Source organism: Streptomyces sp. NPDC001502, assembly GCF_042894785.1.
Lineage (GTDB): Bacteria > Actinomycetota > Actinomycetes > Streptomycetales > Streptomycetaceae > Streptomyces > Streptomyces kutzneri.
Genome location: NZ_JBIAVW010000010.1, coordinates 16213 through 39202 on the forward strand (window position 1 = coordinate 16213; position 22990 = coordinate 39202).

General features: G+C 73.8%; 18 protein-coding genes, 1 tRNA gene and 1 pseudogene. 14 read left to right on the forward strand and 6 right to left on the reverse strand.

What is annotated here, in order from left to right; genetic code table 11:
- The first annotated feature begins 100 nt into the window (after positions 1-100).
- The 4 genes from ACFY0D_RS19075 (at position 101) to ACFY0D_RS19090 (ending at position 5625) form a co-directional block, all read left to right on the forward strand.
- The gene (locus ACFY0D_RS19075) at positions 101-1675 is read left to right on the forward strand and encodes an Ig-like domain repeat protein (protein ID WP_390799364.1); all 1575 of its coding nucleotides are present in this window, start codon (positions 101-103) and stop codon (positions 1673-1675) included.
- Between the two features lie 136 nt (positions 1676-1811).
- Positions 1812-3806, forward strand: a complete 1995-nt coding sequence (locus tag ACFY0D_RS19080) for a WxL protein peptidoglycan domain-containing protein (protein WP_390799365.1) — start codon at positions 1812-1814, stop codon at positions 3804-3806.
- Between the two features lie 80 nt (positions 3807-3886).
- Complete coding sequence (locus ACFY0D_RS19085) at positions 3887-4798, forward strand: sortase (RefSeq protein ID WP_390799366.1); 912 nt, start codon at positions 3887-3889, stop codon at positions 4796-4798.
- Positions 4799-4809: 11 nt separating this feature from the next.
- Positions 4810-5625 carry a phosphate ABC transporter ATP-binding protein gene (locus ACFY0D_RS19090; protein ID WP_390799367.1) on the forward strand — a complete coding sequence of 272 codons (816 nt, stop codon included), beginning with the start codon at positions 4810-4812 and terminating at the stop codon, positions 5623-5625.
- Positions 5626-5664: 39 nt separating this feature from the next.
- On the opposite strand, the gene ACFY0D_RS19095 is transcribed toward ACFY0D_RS19090, so the two are convergent.
- The 3 genes and pseudogenes from ACFY0D_RS19095 to ACFY0D_RS19105 form a co-directional block, all read right to left on the reverse strand.
- Positions 5665-6786 carry a sulfite oxidase gene (locus tag ACFY0D_RS19095; protein ID WP_390799368.1) on the reverse strand — a complete coding sequence of 374 codons (1122 nt, stop codon included), beginning with the start codon at positions 6784-6786 and terminating at the stop codon, positions 5665-5667.
- 95 nt (positions 6787-6881) lie between these two features.
- Complete coding sequence (locus ACFY0D_RS19100) at positions 6882-8165, reverse strand: phosphoribosyltransferase family protein (RefSeq protein WP_390799369.1); 1284 nt, start codon at positions 8163-8165, stop codon at positions 6882-6884.
- A gap of 130 nt (positions 8166-8295) precedes the next feature.
- A pseudogene (locus ACFY0D_RS19105) lies at positions 8296-9054 on the reverse strand (serine hydrolase domain-containing protein); the annotation flags it as partial.
- A 239-nt stretch (positions 9055-9293) separates the two neighbouring features.
- Here ACFY0D_RS19105 and ACFY0D_RS19110 point away from each other — a divergent pair.
- Positions 9294-9941, forward strand: coding sequence for a TetR/AcrR family transcriptional regulator (locus tag ACFY0D_RS19110; RefSeq protein ID WP_390799370.1), 648 nt, complete (start codon positions 9294-9296; stop codon positions 9939-9941).
- Between the two features lie 91 nt (positions 9942-10032).
- Here the strand turns inward: ACFY0D_RS19110 and ACFY0D_RS19115 are convergent.
- A tRNA-Arg gene (locus ACFY0D_RS19115) sits at positions 10033-10105 on the reverse strand.
- 332 nt (positions 10106-10437) lie between these two features.
- Here ACFY0D_RS19115 and ACFY0D_RS19120 point away from each other — a divergent pair.
- From ACFY0D_RS19120 to ACFY0D_RS19140, 5 genes are all read left to right on the forward strand, one after another.
- Positions 10438-12054, forward strand: coding sequence for a dynamin family protein (locus ACFY0D_RS19120; protein ID WP_390799371.1), 1617 nt, complete (start codon positions 10438-10440; stop codon positions 12052-12054).
- A 4-nt stretch (positions 12055-12058) separates the two neighbouring features.
- Positions 12059-13903 (forward strand): GTPase, encoded by a 1845-nt coding sequence (locus ACFY0D_RS19125; protein ID WP_390799372.1) that lies wholly within the window; start codon positions 12059-12061, stop codon positions 13901-13903.
- A 122-nt stretch (positions 13904-14025) separates the two neighbouring features.
- Positions 14026-14433 carry a single-stranded DNA-binding protein gene (locus tag ACFY0D_RS19130; protein ID WP_390799373.1) on the forward strand — a complete coding sequence of 136 codons (408 nt, stop codon included), beginning with the start codon at positions 14026-14028 and terminating at the stop codon, positions 14431-14433.
- Between the two features lie 227 nt (positions 14434-14660).
- Positions 14661-15812, forward strand: coding sequence for a thioester domain-containing protein (locus ACFY0D_RS19135; protein ID WP_390799374.1), 1152 nt, complete (start codon positions 14661-14663; stop codon positions 15810-15812).
- Positions 15813-15925: 113 nt separating this feature from the next.
- Positions 15926-17401 (forward strand): bifunctional phosphatase PAP2/diacylglycerol kinase family protein, encoded by a 1476-nt coding sequence (locus ACFY0D_RS19140; protein ID WP_390799375.1) that lies wholly within the window; start codon positions 15926-15928, stop codon positions 17399-17401.
- A 4-nt stretch (positions 17402-17405) separates the two neighbouring features.
- Here the strand turns inward: ACFY0D_RS19140 and ACFY0D_RS19145 are convergent, their stop codons facing one another.
- Complete coding sequence (locus ACFY0D_RS19145) at positions 17406-17972, reverse strand: hypothetical protein (protein ID WP_390799376.1); 567 nt, start codon at positions 17970-17972, stop codon at positions 17406-17408.
- Positions 17973-18508: 536 nt separating this feature from the next.
- On the opposite strand from ACFY0D_RS19145, the gene ettA reads away from it, so the two are divergent.
- The 3 genes from ettA to ACFY0D_RS19160 are packed head-to-tail and all read left to right on the forward strand — an operon-like array spanning position 18509 to position 21382.
- On the forward strand, positions 18509-20173 hold the full coding sequence (gene ettA, locus ACFY0D_RS19150; RefSeq protein ID WP_351161459.1) for an energy-dependent translational throttle protein EttA: 1665 nt from the start codon (positions 18509-18511) through the stop codon (positions 20171-20173).
- 10 nt (positions 20174-20183) lie between these two features.
- The gene (locus tag ACFY0D_RS19155; RefSeq protein WP_351161461.1) at positions 20184-20660 is read left to right on the forward strand and encodes a thioesterase family protein; all 477 of its coding nucleotides are present in this window, start codon (positions 20184-20186) and stop codon (positions 20658-20660) included.
- On the forward strand, positions 20657-21382 hold the full coding sequence (locus ACFY0D_RS19160; protein ID WP_390799377.1) for a hypothetical protein: 726 nt from the start codon (positions 20657-20659) through the stop codon (positions 21380-21382). Before ACFY0D_RS19155 ends, ACFY0D_RS19160 begins: the two co-directional genes overlap by 4 nt.
- 78 nt (positions 21383-21460) lie before the next feature.
- Here ACFY0D_RS19160 and ACFY0D_RS19165 read toward each other — a convergent pair whose 3' ends face one another.
- The gene (locus ACFY0D_RS19165) at positions 21461-21865 is read right to left on the reverse strand and encodes a globin (protein ID WP_390799378.1); all 405 of its coding nucleotides are present in this window, start codon (positions 21863-21865) and stop codon (positions 21461-21463) included.
- 134 nt (positions 21866-21999) lie between these two features.
- On the opposite strand from ACFY0D_RS19165, the gene ACFY0D_RS19170 reads away from it, so the two are divergent.
- Positions 22000-22989 (forward strand): methyltransferase domain-containing protein, encoded by a 990-nt coding sequence (locus ACFY0D_RS19170; RefSeq protein ID WP_390799379.1) that lies wholly within the window; start codon positions 22000-22002, stop codon positions 22987-22989.
- Position 22990 lies beyond the last annotated feature (1 nt).

The following is a 22990-nucleotide window of genomic DNA, read 5'->3' on the forward strand; positions in this document are numbered from 1 at the left end:
TCACCGATCCCTTCGTGATCTCTGATCTCTGATCTCTGATCTCTGATCGCTGATCACCGATCCCTGAACGAGCCTTGATCTTCTGATTCTGGAGACTGCTGTGCTGAAGAACAGAGTTTCACGGGCCCTGGCCCTGGGTGTCGCCGCGGTGACCACCGCCTTCGCGGCGGGCCTCGCGGGCGCGAGCGCCGCGTACGCCGCCCCGATCGGCACCATCGAGATCAACCCGGCGACCGGCGCCGACACGTCCGGCATCGCCTTCACCACCTCCGGCGCCTGCCCCGCGAACGCCACCAACGTGCTGGTGAAGGTGGAGGGTTCCGGCTTCCCCGCCGGCGGGCTGAACGTGGTCGGCAACTCCCCGATCACCACATACCCGACCGCGCCCAACGGCGGCATGGTCATCCCGCTGACCTCCACCATGCGGGACTACGCCAGCCAGGCGGGCTTCACCACCCTGCAGGGCAAGTACGACTTCACGGTCATCTGCCGGACGGCCTTCAACGGCACCAGCCTCGGCGACTACACCGGCGCGGTCTGGTTCACCTCGAACACCACCTACCAGAACACCGACCCGGCGGTGAAGACCGACACCACCACCGCGCTCGCGGTCACCCCGGCCGGCCCGGCCCAGGCCGGCACCCCGGTCACCCTCACCGCCACGGTCGCCCCGGCCGGCGCCGGCGGCACCGTCCAGTTCAAGGACGGCGCGAACAACCTCGGCACCGCCGTCACCGTCGTGGGCGGCACCGCGGCCCTCACCACCAGCAACCTCGCCGCCGGCACGCACGACCTGACCGCCGTCTTCAGCCCGGCGAGCGCCTCGTACAACGGCTCGACCTCGGCCCACGTCTCCTACGCGGTCACGGCCGTCCCGGCGGCGCCGACCACGACCGCCCTCGCGGTCTCCCCGGCCTCCACCGCGCCGCAGTTCAGCCCGGTGACCCTGACCGGTACGGTCACGCCCGCGGGCGCGGCCGGCGCGGTGAAGTTCACCGACACCGTGGGCGGCGCCACCGCCACCCTGGGCACCGTCCCCGTCGCGAACGGCACCGCCGTACTGACCACAAGCAGCCTGCCGGTCGGCGCCCACTCCTTCACCGCCGTCTTCGTGCCGGCCGACGCGGGCGCCTACCTCGGCTCCGACTCGGGCGCGATCCCGTACGTGGTCGGCGCGTTCACCGGAGTCACCGCCTCCGAGACCATCACCACGACCGTCAACGCCGGCGCGCTGGTCATCAGCGTCGCCAACCCGCAGGTCACCCTGCCCTCGCCGGTCCTGAACGCCGACGGCGACCTGCTGACCACCGCCGGGTCGATCAACCCGGTCACCCTCACGGACACGCGTGCCGGCAACCCGGGCTGGACCGTCAGCGGCCAGGTCACCGACTTCTCCGACGGCGCCACGCACGCCATCAACGGCCAGAACCTCGGCTGGTCCCCGAAGCTCGTCGACAAGGCTCCCGCGCAGACCGTCACGGCCGGCTCCGTCGTCGCGGCGGCGCACGGCGCTGCCGCCGGTGACGCGGGCACCGCGGGTCTGAAGTCCGCCCGCACCCTCGCGAACGGCGCCGGTCTCGGCACCGCGCACGTCACCGCCGACCTGGCGCTGAACGTTCCGACCTCCACGGTGGCCGGCACCTACAGCGCCACCCTCACCCTCACCGCCATCTGATCCAGGCGTGAGCCCCGGGACGGAACGGGCCCTTCCCAGCATGCCGCCCGTTCCGCCCCGCCCCTGACGCCTCGATCGGACCGATCGCCTCGATCGCACCGATCGTCCCCCTACGCCCGGATCGGACGCCCGCGCCATGACCTCCACCGCCCTCGCCCGGCGCCGCCCGGGCCCGTCCGCCGCCGCTGCCGTGCCGGTGGCCCTGCTGCCCCAGCTGGCCCTGCTGGCCCTGCTGCTCGTGCTGTTCGCCGTACCGGCGGCGCACGCGGCCCCGGCCCCGACGGAGGACCGGAAGTCCACCTTCGGCGTGCAGCCGGCCGGACCCAAGGAACCCGACGCCCGCGCCCACTTCTCGTACGGGGTCACCGGCGGCGCGGGGCTGCGGGACCAGATAGCCGTCTGGAACTACGGCGACGAGCCGCTGACCGTCGCCGTCTACGCCAGCGACGCCGTCAACACCGTCGACGGCGGCTTCGACCTGCTCCCGGCCGGCCAGGCGCCGAAGGACGCGGGCAGCTGGATCAAGCTGGAGAAGGACACGGTCACGGTCCCGCCGAAGGCCAACGTCATCGTGCCCTTCACCCTCGCCGTCCCCCGGGACGCCACCCCCGGCGACCACACCGCCGGCATCGTCGCGACCCTCGCGGGCGGCGGCCAGGACGCGCAGGGCAACAAGGTCCGCCTCGACCAGCGCGTCGGCACCCGCGTCTACCTCCGCCTCGCCGGAGAGCTGACCCCGCGGCTGGCCGTGGAGGACGTGAAGGCCTCGTACGCGGGAACTTTCAACCCCTTCGGCACCGGCTCGGCCACCGTGACGTACACCCTGCGCAACACCGGCAACGTCCGCCTCGGCGCCCGCCAGGCCGTCCGGATCAACGGCATGCTCGGCGGCTCCGTCACCGCGGGCGGACTCAAGGACCTCGGCGATCTGCTGCCCGGCAGCTCGCTGACCATCACGGCGAAGGCCGACGGCGTGGTGCCGACGCTGCGCTCCTCCGCCGTCGTCTCCGTCCAGGCGGTCGCGACCCGCGAAGGCGTGGACCCCAAACTCCCGTCCCTGACCCGCTCGGTGTCGCTGTGGACGGTCCCGTGGACGCTGCTCGCCCTGGTTCTCGCGATCACCGCGTGCGGGCTGCGGCTGTGGCGCCGCCGGCGCCTGGCCCGGGCGGCGGCCACCGCGTCGGCCCGCCGGCGCACCACACCCGAGATCGCCAAGAAGGAGCCCATCGTGCAGTTCACCCGTCCCACCCGGCGCGACGCGGCCGGAGCCGCAGTGCTCGCCGCCGCCGTCGTGACCCTGGCCGCAACGGCCCTGCCCGGGGCGGCGGCCCAGGCCGCCCCGACCGGCACGGCGGTGATCAACCCGGCCACGGGCACCGACACCACCAGCGTCGACCTCGCCACCTCGGCGGCCTGCCCGGCGCCCGCCACCAACGTCCTGGTGAAGGTGACCGGCAAGGGCTTCCCGGCCGAGGGCAAGAACGTGGTGGGCAACTCCCCGATCTCCACGTACGGGCAGGCCCCGTCGGGCGGCATCGTCATTCCGCTGACGATGACCATGCGCGACTACGCCAACGAGGCCGGCTTCACCACCCTGGAGGGCCGCTACGACCTGACGGTGGTGTGCCGCAAGGCCTTCGGCAGCGACACGTACGGGGACTTCACCGGGTCGATGTGGTTCACGTCGAACACGGAGTACCGGACGACGGACCCGGGCGGCGGCCAGCCGACCCCGACCCCCACGGCGACACCCACCCCGACGCCCACGCAGACGTCGACCCCGAGCCCGACGCCGACGCCGACTCCGACCACGACCTCCACCCCGGATCCCTCCGCGACCCCGACGCCGACCCCCACGGCCACCGCCACCGGCGGCACCGGACTGGGCCTGTCCACCAACGTCACCACCGGCGGCACGGGAACCACCGCGGGCAGCACCGCCGGCAGCACCGCCACCGGCGGCTCCGGCGGCTCCCGCGCGGGCGGCGGCCTGGCCGACACGGGTACGGACGCCACCACCCTCGCCCTGATCGCCGCGGGCCTGGTGCTGACCGGCGGCTCCGCCGTCTGGTGGGCCCGCCGCCGCGGGCTGCTGAGCTTCCCGGGCGCCTCCCGCACCCCGGGCAACTGAAGCAGCCGCAGCCGCAGCCGCAGCAGCCGCAGCGGCCGTACCGCCCGCACGAACAGCAACCGAGCGACGGAGAAGGACAAATGACCGCCACCGCCACCGAGCCGGTGGACGCGCGCCCCGACCCCGCAGGAGCCGTCCGTGCTCCGGCGGGGCCGGGGTCCGCCCCGGCAGCCGGCCCCGGCCTGTGGGCCGCCGGCGCCGCCCTGGCCATCCTGGGTGCGCTCCTCCTCGGCTTCGTCGCCGAGGTAGGACCCCTCGGCCACCTCCGCCACGAGCGGGACCGCCGGGTCGGGTACGCCGAGCTGCGCGACCAGCTCGCCAACGCCACCGCCCCGCTGGGCCCGACCGAGGCCGGCGCCCCCGTCGCGCTGCTGGCCATCCCGCAGATCGGCGTACGGGAGGTCGTCCGCGAGGCGACCACCGCCGAGGTGCTGGCATCGGGCCCCGGACACCGGCGCGACACCGTGCTCCCCGGCCAGCCCGGAACCAGTATCCTGATGGGCCGCCAGGCGGGCTACGGCGGCCCGTTCGGCCACATCGGCGACCTGGAGCGGGGCGAGACCTTCACCGTCACGACCGGGCAGGGCGAGCACGCGTACCGGGTCCTCGGCGTCCGCCGGGCCGGGGACCCGCAACCCGTCAGGCCGACGGGGGAGGCGGGCCTGCTGACCCTGATGACCGCCGACGGAACCCCGTACATGCCGGGCGGTGTGCTCCAGGTCGACGCCGAGCTCGTCTCGCCCGCCCAGCAGTCCGGCGGACGCGCCCCCGGCCGGCTGCCCGCCGACGAGGCTCCGATGGCCGGGCAGTCCTCGGCCTGGATGCCGCTGATCCTGTGGGGCCAGGCCCTGCTGCTCGCGGCGGCCGCCCTGGCCTGGGCCCGCGTCCGCTGGGGCCGCGCCCACACCTGGCTCGTGGGTTTCCCCGTGCTGGCCGCCCTCGGCCTCGCCGTGTCCGACCAGGCCGCCCTGCTCCTGCCCAACCTCCTTTGATCGAGGCCCCCATGACCGAGACGCTCACCCTGCCCCAGGCCACCTCCACGGGTGCCTCCTCCCTCGACGCCCGCGGGATCTCCGCCTGGTTCGGCGGCCGCAAGGTCCTCAGCCGGGTCTCGCTGGAGATGCCCGGCAGCCGCGTGACGGCCCTGATCGGCCCCTCGGGCTGCGGCAAGTCGACCTTCCTGCGCATCCTCAACCGCATGCACGAGCTGATCCCGGGCGCCGAACTGGCCGGGGAGGTCCTGCTCGACGGTGAGGACATCTACGCCCGCGGCCGCCGGCTGACGGACGCCCGCCGGCGCATCGGCATGGTCTTCCAGAAGCCGAACCCCTTCCCCGCGATGTCGGTCTACGACAACGTCACGGCGGGCCTGAAACTCACCGGCGTGCGCGCCTCGGGGGCCGTGAGGGACGACCTGGTGGAGGAGTGCCTCAGCAAGGCGGGGCTGTGGAAGGAGGTCCGCGACCGCCTGCGCCAGCCGGGCGGCGCCCTCTCCGGAGGCCAGCAGCAGCGCCTGTGCATCGCCCGCTCGCTGGCGGTCCGCCCCCGGATCCTCCTCATGGACGAACCCTGCTCCGCCCTGGACCCCACCTCGACCCGCCGCATCGAGGAGACCATCCGGGATCTGGCCGACGAGGTCACCATCGTGATCGTCACCCACAACATGCAGCAGGCGGCCCGCGTCTCCGACCAGTGCGCCTTCTTCCTCGCCGAGCAGGGCACCCCGGGCCGGATCGTCGAGCACGGCCCCACCCCGGCGATGTTCTCCGCCCCCTCCGACCAGCGCACCGCGGACTACGTCGAAGGCCGCTTCGGCTGACGGCGCACCGCTGTCCGCCGTCGTCCCCCCGCCCCCCGCTCAGCAGCACAGGACCGGGACGTCCTGGACCAGGTTGTTGCCGAAACCGCCCCGGTTCCAGGGCTGTTCGAGGGGCTGCGTGCCGCCCTCGGTGTCCGTGGCGCGGACGGTGAGCGTGTGGCGGCCCGGCGCCGCCGCCCAGACACAGGACCAGGCCTGCCACGCCCACCTGTGCGGCCCCGGCGGCGCGACCTCGGCCCGGGTCCAGGAGCGGCCCCCGTCGGCGCTCACCTCCACCCGTTCGACGGCCCCGTGGCCGGACCAGGCCCGCCCCTCCAGCGGTACGGGGCCGGGGCGCACGACACGGGTGCGGGACATGAAGTCGGGGAAACCGGGCGGGACCATCAGGGCGCGCGGCGCGATCCGGGTGACCGGCTCGCCGGGGTCGTCCGGATCGTCGGCGGCCCGCCGGTAGCGGTAGGCCACGGCCTGCTGGAATCCGGTGAACGGCGCGTCGACGAGGGTGATCTCGCGCAGCCATTTGACGTGCGCCATGCCGTACCAGCCGGGGACGACCAGCCGCAGCGGACACCCGTGCTGCGGGGGCAGGGGCAGGCCGTTCATGGCGTAGGCGATCAGCACCTCGGGGTCGTCCCCGGTGGCGGCCGCCACCGGCAGGCTGCGCCGGTAGTCCTGCTCGACGCCGCGTTCGACCCCGTGGTCGGCGCCGGTGAACACGGCCTCGACGGCGTCCGGCCGCACCCCGGCCCCGGCGAGCACCAGACGCAGCGGTACGCCCGTCCAGTCGGCGGTGCCCACCGCCTCGACCAGCCACGGCTGGCTGACCGGCCGGGGCGTCAGGCGGGCCCGGCCGTTGCCGGCGCACTCCATGGTGACGCGGTGGGTGACCGCGGGGAACGCGCGCAGGGCGGCGAGGTCCAGGGTCAGCGGGGTACGGACCCGGCCGCCGACGGTGAGGGACCATCCGGCCGGGTCGGCGGCGGGTATGTCGTAGTGGACCAGGACGTAGTGGAGTCCGGGCGGTGTGACCTCGTAGCGCAGGGCCTCCAGCGGAAGCCCGTGGTTGCGGGCGGCGAGCGCCAGCTCGTCCGGGCCGATGCCCTCACCGGGCGACGCGATGCGGCCCGGGGTGCTGACATCCTGCACCGACGCCTGCTCCATCTCCTCATGGTCGCGCGTGCCGCCGCCGGCGCGCCACCGCTGCCGTCACCACCGCTGCCGTCACGGCGCGACCGGTCCGGTCCGACCGGTCCGGTCTACGAGGGCACCAGGTGGCGGGTGAACCAGTCGCGGGCCAGGCCGGCCACCTCCTCCAGGGCTCCCGGCTCCTCGAAGAGGTGGGTGGCCCCCGGGACGATCTCCAGTCGGTTCTCGCAGCGCAGCTCGCGCTGGGCCCGGCGATTGAGGTCGAGCACCGTCGAGTCCCGGCCGCCCACGATCAGCAGCGTGGGAGCCCGTACGGCGGCGAGCCGCGCACCGGCCAGGTCCGGCCGGCCACCGCGGGACACCACGGCGCCGATCTCCGCGCCCGTCTCCCCGGCCGCCCACAGCGCCGCCGCGGCCCCGGTGCTCGCCCCGAACCAGCCCGTCGGGAGGGCCTCGCGGCGGCGCAGCCAGGCGGTGGCGTCCGCGAGCCGCCCGGCCAGGGTCTCTATGTCGAAGACGTTGGCCCGGTCGGCCTCCTCGTCGGGCGTGAGCAGGTCGAGGAGCAGCGTGGCCAGGCCCGCCCGGTTGAGGTCCGCCGCCACCGACCGGTTGCGCGGGCTGTGGCGGCTGCTGCCGGAGCCGTGCGCGAACACGACGACCGCCCCGGCGCCCTCCGGCAGGGCGAGGTCCCCGGCCAGGACGATGCCACCGGCGTCCACCTCGACCTCGGCGGCCCGGACGGGCGGGCGGGTGACAGGGTCGGCGGCCGCCCGCGCCAGCAGGAAGACGACCTCCTCGTCGGGGGTCTGGGTGAAGTCCTGGTACCACTCGCCGACGGCACGGAAGGCGTGCGGTGTGGCCAGGCACACCACCTCGTCGGCCGCCGAGCCCAGCCGGGCGACCGCGTCCGGCGGGGCCACCGGAACGGCCAGCACCACGCGCGCCGCGCCCTGCGCCCGTACGACCTCGCACGCGGCGGCGGCCGTGGCCCCGGTCGCGATCCCGTCGTCCACGACGATCACGGTCCGGCCGTCCAGGGGCACCCGCGGCCGGTCCCCGCGGAACCTCCTGGCCCGCCGGGTGAGCTCCGCCTCCTCGGCGTGCTCGACCGCCTCGATGTCCTGCGGTCCCAGGCGGCTGCCGCGGACGATGTCCTCGCTGATGACGCGTACGCCGCCCTCGCCGATGGCGCCGAAGCCCAGCTCACGGTGGTGGGGGACGCCGAGCTTGCGCACCACGATCACATCGAGCGGGGCGCCGAGCGCGCGGGCCACCCGGTAGGCGACCGGTACTCCGCCGCGGGGCAGGCCCAGTACGACGGGATCTTCCCCCTTCAGGTGCCGGAGTGCCTCGGCGAGCTTCTCGCCGGCCTCCGCGCGATGGGTGAACAGCACGATGGCTCACCCCCAACCCAGGGGAGACGGAAACCACGTACCCATCTCCTTCGACGCAACCGCATCCCCGGCCTTCCCGCAAGTCGGTCGGGGTACGGAGGTCGGGGCCCGGCCGAAGAGCCGTCTCGATGATCCGGCCGAGCAGGTTGCAGCCGGCCTGGCCGTAGGAGGCGCGGGTACCGGGCGGGGCGATCAGCGGGAGCTCGGGCAGGTGTGCCACGAAGCCGGCCAGGGTGCCGGCCTCGTCGCCGGTGAAGATCAGGTTCCACTCCAGGCCCGCGGTGTGGTGGAGGAGGTTCAGCACGGTGATCCGCTCCGGCGCGCGCTCGTCGGCGAGCTCCAGCCCGGGAACGTACCGGCGCACCGGAGCGTCGAGCTCCACCCGGCCCTCGGCGACCAGGCGCATCAGCGCGGTGGCGGTGAAGGTCTTGGTCACCGACGCCAGGTGGAAGAGCGTGTTGTCGTCGACCGGCTGCGGGTGGTCGAGATGGGTCACCCCGTAGGAGACGCAGGCCTCCTGACCGTCCATCAGCACCCCGACGCAGACCCCGGGAATGCCGAACTCCTCGGCGGTCGCCTCGACGAACGCGGACAGCTCGTCCCGCCGCATGCCGTTGCTTTCGATGCTCATCTCAGGTGTCTCCTGGGGGTGTGGCCCGGTCCTGCCCGACAGGAGGACGGTGCGGCCACCCGCTGACGACCGGCTGACGGCCCGCTGACACCGGTCCGCGGCCGCGGTGTCCGGTCGAACTCGCGGCGGAACAGCGCGAGATGGATGCACGGTGGCTCGGACGAGGGGGCGCGGCGCGCGCGTCCAGAGATCGGCCGGCCGCTCGCGGGCGGCCGGTTGCCCGAACCGGCGCGCGTCCATGTCCACGTCCGCGTCCATGTCCTCGGCGCGGAGCGGCAGCCGGTGGCCCGCTGCGGCCTCGAACGGCCCGAGCGGAGCGACGCGCGCCGGGATCCCTCCGGCCGAGGTGGGGCGCCCAGCCCACCCCCGTGGGACTCGGCGCGCTTGAACTGTACAGGTCGGTTCATATGAACTCAACTGATCAGTTCAGGGGCTGCTAGGCTGGCGCCCGACCGGTGGGGGACGGGTCGAGGATTGCGAAGGCGAGCGGAGCGGTGATGGAAGAGACCCCGCGGGTGCCGACGGGCGACCGGGCCGCCCGCAAGCGGCTGGCGATCGTCAGGGCCGCGCGAACGGCCTTCGTGCGGGACGGCTTCAAGGTCGGCATGGACACCATCGCCGCGGAGGCCGGAGTCTCCAAGGTGACCGTCTACAACCACTTCGGGAACAAGGACGCGCTCTTCCTGGCCGTCATCGGGGACGCCCTCGAAGAGGCCCTGGGCGCGGCCGTCGAAGGCACCGCCGCCCGCCTGGAGGACATCGACGACCTCCGCACCGCGCTGGTGTGGACCGCCGAGGCCTGGGTGAAGGGCATGATCCGGCCCGACGTGATGGCGCTGCGTCACCTGGTGGTCAACGAGACCATCCGTTTCCCCGAACTGGGCCTGGCCTGGAAGCGGAGCGGCCCCGACCGGGTCCGTCCGGCCCTGCTCGACACCTTCGAGCGGCTCATCGCGGAGGGCCGCCTCGACATGCCGGACGTCGAGGTCGCCATCATCCAGTTCTACTCGCTGGTGCTCTACCCGCACCTGATCCACAGCGCCTACGGGGTGGGTCTGCCCCAGGAGACCACCACAGCCCTGAGCGAGACCGGGGTGGACATGTTCCTGACGTACTACAAGTACCGCCCGGCGCGGGACATCTAGGGCGAGTCGCCGGGCTCCGGGGCAGGTCCGGCGGAGCCGGCCCACACGAAAACCCTCCCCGGGGGGAGGGCTTGAGGCGGGACGTGAGGAGTGCCCCCGGCAGGACTCGAACCTGCGGCCAAGTGCTTAGAAGGCACCTGCTCTATCCACTGAGCTACGGGGGCCGGAAGGCGGCCTTGGTGGGCCTGGAGCCCCCGGTGGGGGTGGGGCTGAGGTCCGTGCCGGATCAAGGATAGGGCTCCGGTCGCCTTGTCCCGGTTGCTTCACCCGCGAGCCACGATGTGGAGGTTCGGTGAAGCGGTCCCGATAATCGCAGGCAGGTGCGATTCTCGCATCGCTTTTGCGCCGCGGCGCCCCTGGTGTTGTGCACTCGTTATGCCTGTGCCCCACTCGTCCGTCGTGCCCAGAATGTCCCACTGGAGTCGCGGTCGGCGCGCAGAGGACGTATAAGCTTCAAAAATGGTCCCAAATTGGGCATTCTTCGCATGTGGTGACCTTGGATGTTCGGCCTCAGCTGCTCGATGCCCTGTCCGCCCTGCGCGACCGGGTCGCGTCCGTGCGTCTGCCGCTGCCCCTGCCCGGCGCTCCGCGCGCCCGCCAGACCAGAGCCGAGCTGCTCGCGCAGCTCGACGACTACCTCGTACCCCGGCTGAAGGCGCCCGAGGCGCCGATGCTCGCCGTCGTCGGCGGGTCCACCGGGGCCGGCAAGTCCACCCTCGTCAACTCCCTCGTCGGCCGACAGGTCAGCGAAGCCGGGGTGCTGCGCCCGACCACGCGCACACCGGTGCTCGTCTGCCATCCGGATGACCACCACTGGTTCGCCGGAATGCGCGTACTGCCCGACCTGATGCGGGTCTGGGTGCCGCACGGGGAGGAGGAGGTGCCCCCCGCCGCCAGAACCCGGGCCCGCGACCGCGGACCGGCCGACACCCACGCGACCCGCGAGATGCGGATCGAGACCGTTTCCAGCCTGCCGCGCGGGCTCGCCATCCTCGACGCCCCCGACATCGACTCCCTGGTGGTCGAGAACCGGACCCTCGCCGCCCAGCTCATCTGCGCCGCCGACGTCTGGGTGATGGTCACCACCGCCTCGCGGTACGCCGACGCCGTCCCCTGGCACCTGCTGCGCACCGCCAAGCAGTACAGAGCCACCCTCATCACCGTCCTCGACCGGGTCCCGCACCAGGTGCTCGCCGAGGTCTCGCGGCAGTACGGGGCCCTGCTCACCAAGGCCGGGCTGGGCGACGTACCGCGGTTCACCGTCCCGGAGCTGCCCGAGTCCACCGGCGGGGGCGGCCTGCTGCCGGCCAGTGCCGTCGCCCCGCTGTTCGCCTGGCTCGCCCACCACGCGCAGGACCCGGCCGCCCGGCAGTACGCCGTCGGGCGCACCGCGCTCGGCGCGCTGGATTCCCTGAGGCGCCGGATGCCGGAGCTCGCCTCCGCCGTCGCCGCCCAGCACGCCGCCGCCGTACGGCTGACCTCGGCCGTCGAGGACGCGTACAAACGGGAGGGCAAGCGGGTCCGGGGCCGTCTCGACCACGGCGCCGTACTGGCCGGGGACGCGCTGACCCGGTGGCGCGGCTACCCGCTCGACACGAGCGCCGACGAACTGCTGGACTCGCTCGCCGAATCCCTCGCCGCGCTCCTCCAGTGCGCCGTCGCCGCCGCCGACGAGCGAATCGCCGAGGCCTGGCGGCGCGAGCCGGCCGCCGGCGCGGTCTCGCTGCCCGCGCCCGACCGGGAGGCGGGCGAGCGCATCGGCATGGCCGTACGCCGCTGGCGACGGGTCCTGGAGGAACTCGCCGAGGAGGAGGTGGCCAAGAGCGACCGGCAGCCCGCACCCGACCCCGACGGCGTGGCCGCCCTGCTCGTCGCCGCCCTCCTCGGCGGCAAACGGGCCCGGCCCGCAGGGGAGAAGCTCGCCGAACGGATCGGCGCGCAGGCCGCCCTGCGGCTGCGCGACCGGGGCGGGGAACTGGTCGGCGACCACCTCGACCAGGTGCTGCGCGCCGAACGCGACCGCCGGCTCGCCCCGCTGGAGGCGCTCGAAGTGACCCCGGAACCACAGGCCGAGCTGATTGCCGCGCTGTCCGTACTGCAGAAGGAGAGGTGACGCGGTGACCGCCCTGACCGACCGCACCGACGACCGCTGGGACGACGGACTCATCGCGCGCTCGCGCCCCCGGCCCGTGGACGGGAACGAGGACGAGGAGGGGGGCGACGGGTACGAGGGCGACGAGGCCCTCGTACGGGCCGTCTCCGGCGCGGGCAGTGACGGCGGCAAGTCGACCGCGCCCCCGCTCAGCCCCGAGGGACAGGCCCTGCGGCTGCGCCTCGACGCGCTGCGCCAGCTGGTCGGGCTGTCCCGGACCAGGCTCGACGGAAAGACCCTCGCCGAGGCCGGGCGGGTACTGGACGAGGCGGCCGCGCGCCGTGGGCTGTCGCCCCAGCACACGGTCGTCGCGATCGCCGGAGCCACCGGAAGCGGCAAGTCCACTCTCTTCAATTCACTCGCCGGTGTGCAGATCTCCGAGATGGGGCTGCGCCGCCCGACCACCGCCGCGCCCATCGCATGCAGCTGGTCGGACGGAGCCGCCGGACTGCTGGACCGCCTGGAGATCCCGGGGCGGCTGCGGCGCCGGCCCCGCGAGACCTCGGAAGCGGAGGCGCTGCGCGGGATGGTCCTCGTCGACCTGCCCGACCTGGACTCGGCGGTCGGCGCGCACCGGGACCACGTGGACCGGGTGCTGGCGCTGGTCGATGCCGTGGTGTGGGTGGTGGATCCGGAGAAGTACGCGGACGCCGTGCTGCACGAGCGCTACCTGCGGCCGCTCGCCGGGCACGCGGAGGTGACCTTCGTCGTCCTGAACCAGGTGGACCGGCTGCCCGGGGAGGCCGCCGACCTCGTACTGGACGATCTGCGCCGGCTCCTCGACGACGACGGCATCGCCCTCGGCGAGCACGGCGAGCCCGGCGCCACCGTCCTCGGGCTGTCCGCACTCACCGGGGAGGGCGTCGGGGAACTGCGCGAGCTCCTCGGACAGTTCACCCAGGAGAAGGGCGCGGCCACCCGGCGGATCTCCGCCGACGTCGACCGCGCGGCCGTGCGTCTGCGACCGCTGTACGTGGCCGACGGGCACCCCGGGCCGGAGATCGGGGAGGCGGCGCGCGCCGAGTTCGAGGACCGGCTCGCCGAGGCGGTCGGGGCGTACGCGGCCGGGCTCGCCGCCGAGCGCGCGTGGCGGCGCAACGCCGGGAAGGCGTGCGGGACGCCGTGGCTGCGGCTGTGGCGCTGGTACGAGGGCCGCCGTGCGCCCCGCAGCCTGGCGGGTCTGGCCGCCCTCGCGGCGATCGGCGGGCGCGGCCCGGCGGTCGCCGAGGCCCCGGCCGAGGAGGAGGTGACCGCGCGTCAGCGGGTGGAGCAGGCGGTGCGGGCGGTCGCCGACGAGGCCGTGTCCGGACTGCCGGACCCGTGGGCGCAGGCGGTCCGCGAGACCGCGGTGCGCGGCGCGGAGCGGCTGCCGGAGGCGCTGGACGAGATCGCGGTGACCCTCGGGGCGGCGGTCGCGGTGCCGAGCGTCAAACCGCCGCGGCCCACATGGTGGCCGGCGGCGGTGCTGGCGCAGGCGGCCATGACCCTGCTGCAGATCTACGGCGGGCTGTGGCTGGTCGGGCAGATCGTCGGGGTCCTGGAGCCGAGGCTGCTGCCGCCGGTACTGCTGATGGTGGCGGGCATCATCGGCGGCCCGCTGGTGGAATGGTCCTGCTCGATCGCGGCCCGGGGCCCGGCGCGCAGGTACGGGCAGGACGCGGAGCGCAGACTGCGGCAGGCGGCGGCCGGGTGCGGCCGGGCCCGGGTGCTGGAGCCGGTGGCGGCGGAGCTGCTGCGCTACCGGGAGGTGCGGGAGCAGTACGCCACGGTGGCCGCAGGGGGGAGCAGGTTGTCCACAACCCGGCAGTAATCCACAGGCCGGAGCGGGGATCGGCGGCCTGCCCCAGCATGGTTCGTACCCCGTACGGATGGTCCGTGCGGATGGTCCGTACGGATCCGTACGGACCGGAACCATGGGGGAGGGCGACCGGGATGTACGACACCCAGGTGACGCTGGTGGGCTATGTGGCGACGCAGATCGACTACAAGGAGACGGTGAACGGTCCGGCGGCGCGGTTCCGCTTCGCCGTGACGCCGAGGTACTTCGACCGGCGCAAGGACGCCTGGACGGACGGGACCACCAGCTTCTACACGGTGTGGGCGCGGCGGACGCTCGCCGTGAACCTCGCCGGTTCCGTATCCGTCGGCGAGCCGCTGGTGGTGCACGGAAGGCTACGGGTGCGGGAGGACCCGCCCGACGGAGAGGGCAACCGGTGGTTCTCCGCGGAGATCGACGCGACGGCCATCGGTCATGACCTGAATCGCGGTACCGCCGCCTTCCGGCGCGTGGTACGGACGGATACACCGCTGATGGTCACTCAGAAGGCGGCGGTGGTCTGAGTGTTCGAGGCGGATAGGATTCCCCGGTACTCACGGGCACCTGGGTCTTTGGCCCGAAGGGGAAGACTGTGTCGATTGCCGTTCCCGCATTCTCCGCTCCTGATCCCACTCCTGCGTCTGCGCCTGCGTCTGCGCCTGTTCCAGCTCCAGCTCCAGCTGCTGCTCCTGCCCCGGTTCCTCTCGAACCTCCCGCCGCGGTACGGGGCTCCGCGCGCCGGCCGCTGGCGGTGGCCCTGCTGGCCGCGGCCCTCGCCACCGCGCCCGCGGCGCGGGCGGCCGCCGACTCCGGACCGGTGGCGCCCAGGTCACCCGAGGGTGCGAGCGCCGTGCTGGACGGGCTGAAGACGTTCGGGCAGGCGGTCCTGCGGTCCGGGGACGGCTCGGTCCGGCAGATCCCGGCCGGGCTCTACGAGATGCGGGTCGACGGCGGCGGGATGCTCCAGACGTACGGGGTCGGCGTGACGGGCAACGCCCAGCCGCAGGCCCGGTACACCGAGAGCGGCTGGAGCGGCAGCCCGCTCGCCGGGAACCGGGAGGCGGGCCGGATCCGCTGGGTCCTGGAGCACTCCTACCCGCAGCACAACGATCTGGCCGGGCTCGCCAAGGCGGCCGGGGCCGGGGCCCTCACGGCGCAGAGCGCGGCCGCCGGAACCCAGGTGGCGATCTGGCGGCTGGCGGAGGGGGCACAGGTCGAGGCCGCGGACCCGGCGGCCGAGAAGCTGGCCGACTACCTGCAGCGGGCCGCCGGGCAGCTGCCGGAGCCACCGGCCTCGCTCGGGCTGGACCCGGGCGAGGTGTCGGGGGCCGTGGGCACCCGGCTCGGCCCGGTGACCGTGCGGACCGGGGCGCCGAGCGTGTCGGTCATCCCGGACGCGGCGGCCGTCGCGATGGGGGTGCGGGTGGTGGACGCCGAGGGGCAGCCGCTGACCACCGCCGTCAACGGCAGCCGGCTGTACTTCGAGGTGCCCGCGGGCACCCCCGACGGGACGGCCTCGGTCACCGTCCAGGGCGCGACCAAGGTGCCGGTCGGGCGGGTCTTCACCGGTGAACTGCCGACCCACGCCCAGATCGTGGCCGGCTCCAGCGAGTCCGCGGCCGCCGCCACGGCCACGGCGGTCTGGCCGCAGCCCCCGGCCCCGGCGCCGGGAGGCACCTCGGGCGATGTCTCGGGAGCCGGTTCCGGCTCGGCGGCCGAGGCGCTGGGCGAGCGGTCCGCGGCCCTCGCGACGACCTCCCCGGACGACGAGCGGCTGGCGACCAGCGGCAGCTCGGCGGCCACCCCGGTCATCGCCTCCCTGGCGGTGGGCCTGGTGGTCCTGGGCGGTCTGGTGGTGCTGCTGCTCCGCAAGCGCCCGCTGGACGAGGAGGACACGCCCTGAGGTCCTGCGGGGTGACCTGACGATCGGGGCCGCGCGGCCCGACCGGATGGGCCCGATGGGCCGGGTGGCCGCGCGGACCGGTTCGGATCCGCCGCCCGGGGTAAGGGCAGAAGATGGCTGATCAAGAACTGACCTGGTCCGGCGCCTTCGCCCGGTGGGACCGTCGGCTGTTCGACGCGGTGGCGCAGCGGCACTGGCCCGGGGCCGACCGGGTGCTGCCGCGGCTCGGCCGGGCCGCGAACCACGGGGTGCTGTGGGGCGGGGCCGCCGCGGCGATCGCGGTCTTCGGGTCGAACGGTGCCCGCAAGGCCGCCGTGCGCGGGGTCGCCTCGCTGGCGCTGGCCTCCGCGACCATCAACACCGTCGGCAAGTGGTCCGTACGCCGTCCCCGGCCGCTGCTGGAAGGCGTACCCCTGACCCGGCAGCTGGCCACACAGCCGCAGACCACCTCCTTCCCGTCCGGGCACTCCGCGTCGGCCTTCGCCTTCGCCACCGGGGTGGCGCTGGCCTCCCCGGGCTGGGGGGCCGTCCTCGCCCCGGTCGCCGCGTCCGTGGCGTTCTCCCGGGTCTACACCGGGGTGCACTACCCCTCCGACGTGCTCGTGGGCGCGTCACTGGGGGTGGCCGCCGGATTCGTCGTACGCCGCCTCGCGCGCGACGCGCAGGAGGCCCGGGTCGTGCCGGGCGACGAGCGGCCGGCCGCCGGGGCCCCCGCACTCCCCGACGGGGCCGGGCTCACCGTGGTGGTCAACACCGGGTCGGGGACGGCCGCCGCCGCGGGTCTCGACATCCTGCGCACCCGTCTGCCCGCGGCGGAGGTGATCGAGTGCGAGGGCCAGGAGCTGTCCGCCGCCCTCGCGAAGGCGGCCTCGCGGGCCACCGTGCTCGGGGTGTGCGGCGGCGACGGCACGGTCAACGCGGCCGCCACCGCCGCACTGCGGGCCGGGGTGCCGCTGGCCCTGTTCCCCGGCGGCACCCTCAACCACTTCGCGATGGACTTCGGCCTCGCCGGAGCCGAGGCGACCTGCGAGGCCGTGGCGCAGGGGCAGGCCGTCCGCGTCGGCGTGGGCCGTTTCTCCCCGGGGCCCGGGGGAGAGCCCGGCTACTTCCTGAACAACTTCAGCATCGGCGCCTATCCGGAGCTGCTCGGCCACCGGCTGCGCTGGGCCCCGCGCATCGGCGGCGGCCCGGCCGCGCTGCTCGCGGCCTGGCGGGTGCTGCGCTCCCAGCGGCCCGTGCGGCTGCGGCTGGCCGGGCGGCCCCGGAGCGTATGGCTGCTCTTCGCGGGCAACGGCACCTACCACGGCACCGGCCCCACCCCGCGCCGCCGTGACCATCTCGGCGAGGGCCTGCTGGACCTGCGCCTCGTCCACGGCGGTGGCCGCCCCGGCCCGCGGCTCCTGGCCGCCGCCTTCACGGGGCCGCTGAGCCGCTCCCCGATCCACGTGGCCACCCGCCTGCGCAGCCTGCGTATCGGGGACATCCCCGCGGGCACCCCGCTCGCCTACGACGGCGAGTACGCCGAGGCCCCGACCGACCTCGTCCTCGACGAGCTCCCCGACGCCCTGACCGTCTACCGCCCCCGCTGACGGGTCAGGCGTCCGCGGCGGTCGGGCCCGGACTCACCCCCAGGTCGGCCCGCATGAGGCCGCGCATGTTCTTCCAGTGGTCCCCCAGCTGCAGCAGCTCGGTCTGTATCTCCTCGAACGACCAGCCGGGGTGCGGGTCGCCGTCCTCCAGGTGCAGGGTGCGGCTGTACGCGCCGGCCAGGGTCGCCGTCATCGCGTCCAGCTCCTGCAGCACCGCGTCCGAGGCGACCATCTGGGCCTCCGCGAAGGCGGTGTGCATGGCCAGCCGCGTCTCCTCCAGATCGGTCCGCGCCTGCGCGGTGACCTCGCCCTTGTGGACGAGCCACAGGTACTTCATGAGCTCGATGCGGTAGCGGCGGTAGCCGGAGTTCGCCGTGACGTAGCAGGCCCGCCGCTTCTCCACCCCCGCCACGCGCTGCTCGCGCACCCACTGGGCGTCGGCCGCCCGCTCCTGCCGTTCGAACTGCTGCGTCTGCACGCGTGCGAGCACGCGCTGGGAGAGGATCGGCGCGAGCAGGGTGCCGGTCACCGCGACGATCGCGCCGGCGAGCGCCAGCAGCGCGTTGTTCACATGTACCTCCGTGTACGGCTGACGGAGGCCGCGCCCCCGCACTCCCCGCCATCCTGCCCGGCCAGGGACGGCCAGGGACGGCCAGGGACGGCCCGGGGCCCGTCCCGCGGGGGCCGTCCCGCGGGGGCCGTCCTCATGCACCTCGGCCGGCGGCTGTCCCCGCTCGCCGTCCTGCCTGCTGCTCTCCCCGCCGAGTGCCCGCGACACCCACCACGGCCACGGCCACGGCCAACGCAATCAGTGTGTTCCCCACTGAACCCCCCGGGTATCCACGTCCGTTCGCCCTGCCAGAGGCGTCCTGCCCCGCGGCGAAGCGGCGGCGGGTGCCGTCCGGGCGGATCGGCGCCGCCGCACCCCGCGGGGGCGTGCGTCCCGGGCTCGCGCACCGGCGATGACCGACAGTGACCGAATGTGGAGGCTCCCCCTCCGGTCGCGCCGCAGGTCAGGGGCGCCTGACCTACCCATTCGCCCGAGGGTATGGACGTACGGCAAGATGGGGTGTATCTGCCCACCATCGATCTGCCGGACGGTTTCTCTTGGCTGAGTTCATCTACACCATGCGCAAGACGCGCAAGGCGCACGGCGACAAGGTGATTCTTGATGACGTCTCCTTGAACTTCCTGCCCGGCGCGAAGATCGGTGTGGTCGGCCCCAACGGCGCCGGTAAGTCCACCGTTCTGAAGATCATGGCGGGCCTGGAGCAGCCGTCCAACGGTGACGCCTTCCTGTCGCCCGGCTTCACCGTCGGCATCCTCATGCAGGAGCCCAAGCTCGACGAGTCGAAGACGGTCCTGGAGAACGTCCAGGACGGCGCCGCCGACGTCATGAAGAAGCTCAAGCGCTTCAACGAGGTCGCCGAGCTGATGGGCGTCGAGTACACCGACGCCCTCATGGACGAGATGGGCAAGCTCCAGGAGGACCTGGACCACGCCAACGCGTGGGACCTGGACGCCCAGCTGGAGCAGGCCATGGACGCCCTGGGCTGCCCGCCCGGCGACTGGCCGGTCACCACCCTCTCCGGTGGCGAGAAGCGCCGCGTGGCGCTCTGCAAGCTGCTGATCGAGGCCCCGGACCTGCTCCTCCTCGACGAGCCCACCAACCACCTCGACGCCGAGTCGGTGAACTGGCTGGAGCAGCACCTCTCGCAGTACAAGGGCGCCGTCGTGGCCGTCACCCACGACCGGTACTTCCTGAACAACGTCGCCGAGTGGATCCTTGAGCTCGACCGCGGCCGCGCGCACCCCTACGAGGGCAACTACTCCACCTACCTGGAGAAGAAGGCCACCCGCCTCAAGGTCGAGGGCCGCAAGGACGAGAAGCGCCAGAAGCGCCTCAAGGAAGAGCTGGAGTGGGTCCGCTCCAACGCCAAGGGCCGCCAGACCAAGTCCAAGGCCCGCCTCGCCCGCTACGAGGAGATGGCCGCCGAGGCGGACAAGATGCGGAAGCTGGACTTCGAGGAGATCCAGATCCCGCCGGGCCCGCGTCTGGGCTCGATCGTGGTCGAGGTCAACAACCTCTCCAAGGCGTTCGGCGACAAGGTCCTCATCGACGACCTGTCCTTCACGCTGCCGCGCAACGGCATCGTCGGCATCATCGGCCCGAACGGTGCCGGCAAGACCACGCTCTTCAAGATGATCCAGGGCCTGGAGGCGCCGGACTCCGGCTCCGTCAAGGTCGGCGAGACCGTCAAGATCAGCTACGTCGACCAGTCCCGCGCCAACATCGACCCCAAGAAGACCCTCTGGGCGGTCGTGTCGGACGAGCTCGACTACATCAACGTGGGCCAGGTCGAGATGCCGTCCCGCGCGTACGTCAGCGCCTTCGGCTTCAAGGGCCCGGACCAGCAGAAGCCGGCCGGCGTCCTGTCCGGTGGTGAGCGCAACCGCCTCAACCTGGCGCTGACGCTCAAGGAGGGCGGCAACCTGCTGCTCCTCGACGAGCCCACCAACGACCTCGACGTCGAGACCCTGTCCTCGCTCGAGAACGCGCTGCTGGAGTTCCCCGGTGCGGCCGTGGTCATCTCCCACGACCGCTGGTTCCTCGACCGGGTCGCCACGCACATCCTGGCGTACGAGGGCGAGTCCAAGTGGTACTGGTTCGAGGGCAACTTCGAGTCGTACGAGAAGAACAAGGTCGAGCGGCTCGGTGCGGACGCGACCCGTCCGCACCGTGCCACCTACAAGAAGCTCACCCGAGGCTGAGGTCGCGGTCATGGCCAGACACCACTACCGGTGCCCCCTGCGCTGGGCGGACATGGATGCCTTCGGGCACGTCAACAACGTCGTCTTCCTCCGCTATCTGGAGGAGGCGCGGATCGACTTCATGTTCCGCCTCGCGCCGGGGGAGGGCAGTGAGTCCTTCACGGGCGGGTCCGTCGTGGCCCGTCACGAGATCGACTACAAGCTGCCCCTCGTGCACCGCCACGAGCCGGTCCTCATCGAGTCCTGGGTGACCCGGATAGGCGCCGCGTCCCTGACCATCCGCTACGAGGTCAAGGACGAGGCGACCGAGGACGCGCCCGAGACGGTCTACGTGCGCGCCGAGACCGTGGTCGTGCCCTACAACCTCGCCGCGGGGCGGCCCCGCCGCATCACGGCCGAGGAGAGGCACTTCCTTGAGGAGTACCTCGACGCACCCGCGACCGGGTCCGAGTCCGGCACCGGCCGGGAAGGGCCCCTCGCGGCATGAACGACCAGCTGCGCTTCGCCGATTCCGGGGAGGCGGCGGACCTCGCCGCCTTCCTGGGCCGGCTGGTGCACTACGACCGCGCCGCCGCCGTACGCCTGCAGGCCGGCGGCGGCGCGCTCGCCGTCTTCGGACGGCCGCCGTCCTTCGACATCCTGGCCATCCGTACGGTGCGGCTCGCCGCGCCCGTCGCGATGCCACTGGACCTGACGGTGTCAGCCGGTGAGCTGCTGGAGTCCGTGGACGAGGCCTCGGCCGAGGCCACCGTGCCCGGGCCGGTCACCGGACCGCCCTGGGCCGGCGTGCTCCCGCCGCGCGGCGGCTGGCGGCAGGTTCCGGGGCTGCCCGGCCCCGAGGCGATGGGAGCGGCCGTGGCCGCCGCCGTCGCCGAGTTCCGGGCCCGGGACGAGGCCCTGCCCGCGCAGCACCGGACCCGGTCCGAGCGCGACCGCATCGGCCGCGAGATCTGGTCCCGCACCCTGGGTGACACCGAGCTTCCGCTGCGGGCCGTGCACGCCGCGCAGTCCCTGGGCTTCCTGCGGCCGGTACGGGCCGCAGTGCCCGCCGCCGCAGCAGCCCCGCTGCCCGGCGCCCCCGCCTCCGCCCCCGTGGCGCTGCTCGCCGCCGGGACCTGGCTGCGGCTGCGCACCCCGTACGGATCCGTCGCCATGCGCCGCCCCGGCGGCACCGGCGGCCTGGGCGCCCTCCAGGTCCGACCGGTCTGACAGGTCTCACAGGTCTCACAGGTCTCACAGGTCGGACCGGTCCGACCAGTCCGACCGGTCCGGTCCCCCGGCAGTCCGCTAGCCCGCCGTGTTGATCATCGAGGCGGCGGCGTACGTCAGGTACTTCCACAGCTGCGCCTCGTGCTCCGGCGCCAGGCCCAGCTCGTCCAGCGCGACCCGCATGTGCCTCAGCCACGCGTCGTGGGCGGCCGCGTCCACCTGGAACGGCGCGTGCCGCATCCGCAGGCGCGGGTGGCCGCGGTGCTGGCTGTAGGTGGTCGGACCACCCCAGTACTGCATCAGGAACAGCGCGAACCGTTCCTCGGCGGGGCCCAGGTCCTCCTCCGGGTACATCGGGCGCAGCAACGGGTCCTCCGCGACCCCCTGGTAGAAGCGCCGGACGAGACGGCGGAAGGTGTCCTCGCCGCCCACCTGCTCGTAGAAGGTCTGCGCCTGAAGCGTGCCCCGCGGAATCTCATTCACCCGACCATCGTCTCAGACGCCCGGATCGAGGACCGAGGTCCTAGGACCATCCCCCGAAGCCCTCGCAGGCCCCCTTGAGGCCCCCGAGCCCCCTCGCGCTCGCACGCGGCGGCCCGGCGCAGGACAGTGGAGGCATGGCCGCACACACCGGGCACACCGAGACACGGGACCTGCGGGAGACCGCGCACGCCGCCCAGGTGCGGGAGCTGACCGCCGCCGGGGTGCTGGAGGACCCGCGCTGGCGGGCGGCCTTCGCCGCAGTGCCCCGGCACGTGTTCGTCCCGTACTTCTGGACCGGCCGCGGCGCCGGTCACGAGCGGCTCTGGGCGCAGGACCCCGACCCCGAACGCCGGGCCCGCTGGCTGCGCGGGGTCTACGTCGACACCCCGCTGGCCACGCGGATGCGCGACGGCCTGCAGGTCTCCTCCAGCAGCCAGCCCTCGCTGATGGCGAAGATGCTGGCCGCCCTGGACGTGAGCGACGGCGACGACGTCCTGGAGATCGGCGCGGGCACCGGCTACAACGCGGCCCTGCTCTGCCACCGGCTCGGCGAGGAGCACGTCACCACCGTGGACCTGGACGAGGAGATCACCGAGTCCGCACGGGCGCACCTGGCCGGGCTCGGCTACCACCCGGTGGTGGTCACCGGGGACGGGGCGCGCGGCTGCCCCGCCCGGGCCCCGTTCGACCGGATCATCGTGACCTGCACGCTGCCGCTGATCCCGCACGCCTGGCTCGGCCAGTGCCGGCCGGGGGCACGGATCCTGGCGCCGCTGTCGACCGGCCTGATCGCGCTGACCGTCCGGGACGCCGGCTTCGCCGAGGGCAACTTCCTGCACACCTCGGCGTACTTCGTCCCGCTGCGCGGCGCCACGGCCGCCCCGCCGCCCGACCCGGCCGGTACGGGGTACGGGGTTCCGTACGAGCTGGTGGAGAACGAGCGCTTCCAGTTCATGCTCGTGCTGACCGCGGGCGTCCTGCACCCCCGCGAGGCCCTGGACCTGTGGCGCAGCGAGGGCCGCCCGGCCCGGGAACGCTTCGGGGTCTCGGTCAGCACCGAGGGCCAGTGGTCGTGGCTCGACGATCCCCAGGGGCCGTACGTGTGGCCCCTGGGGGAGGGGTGAA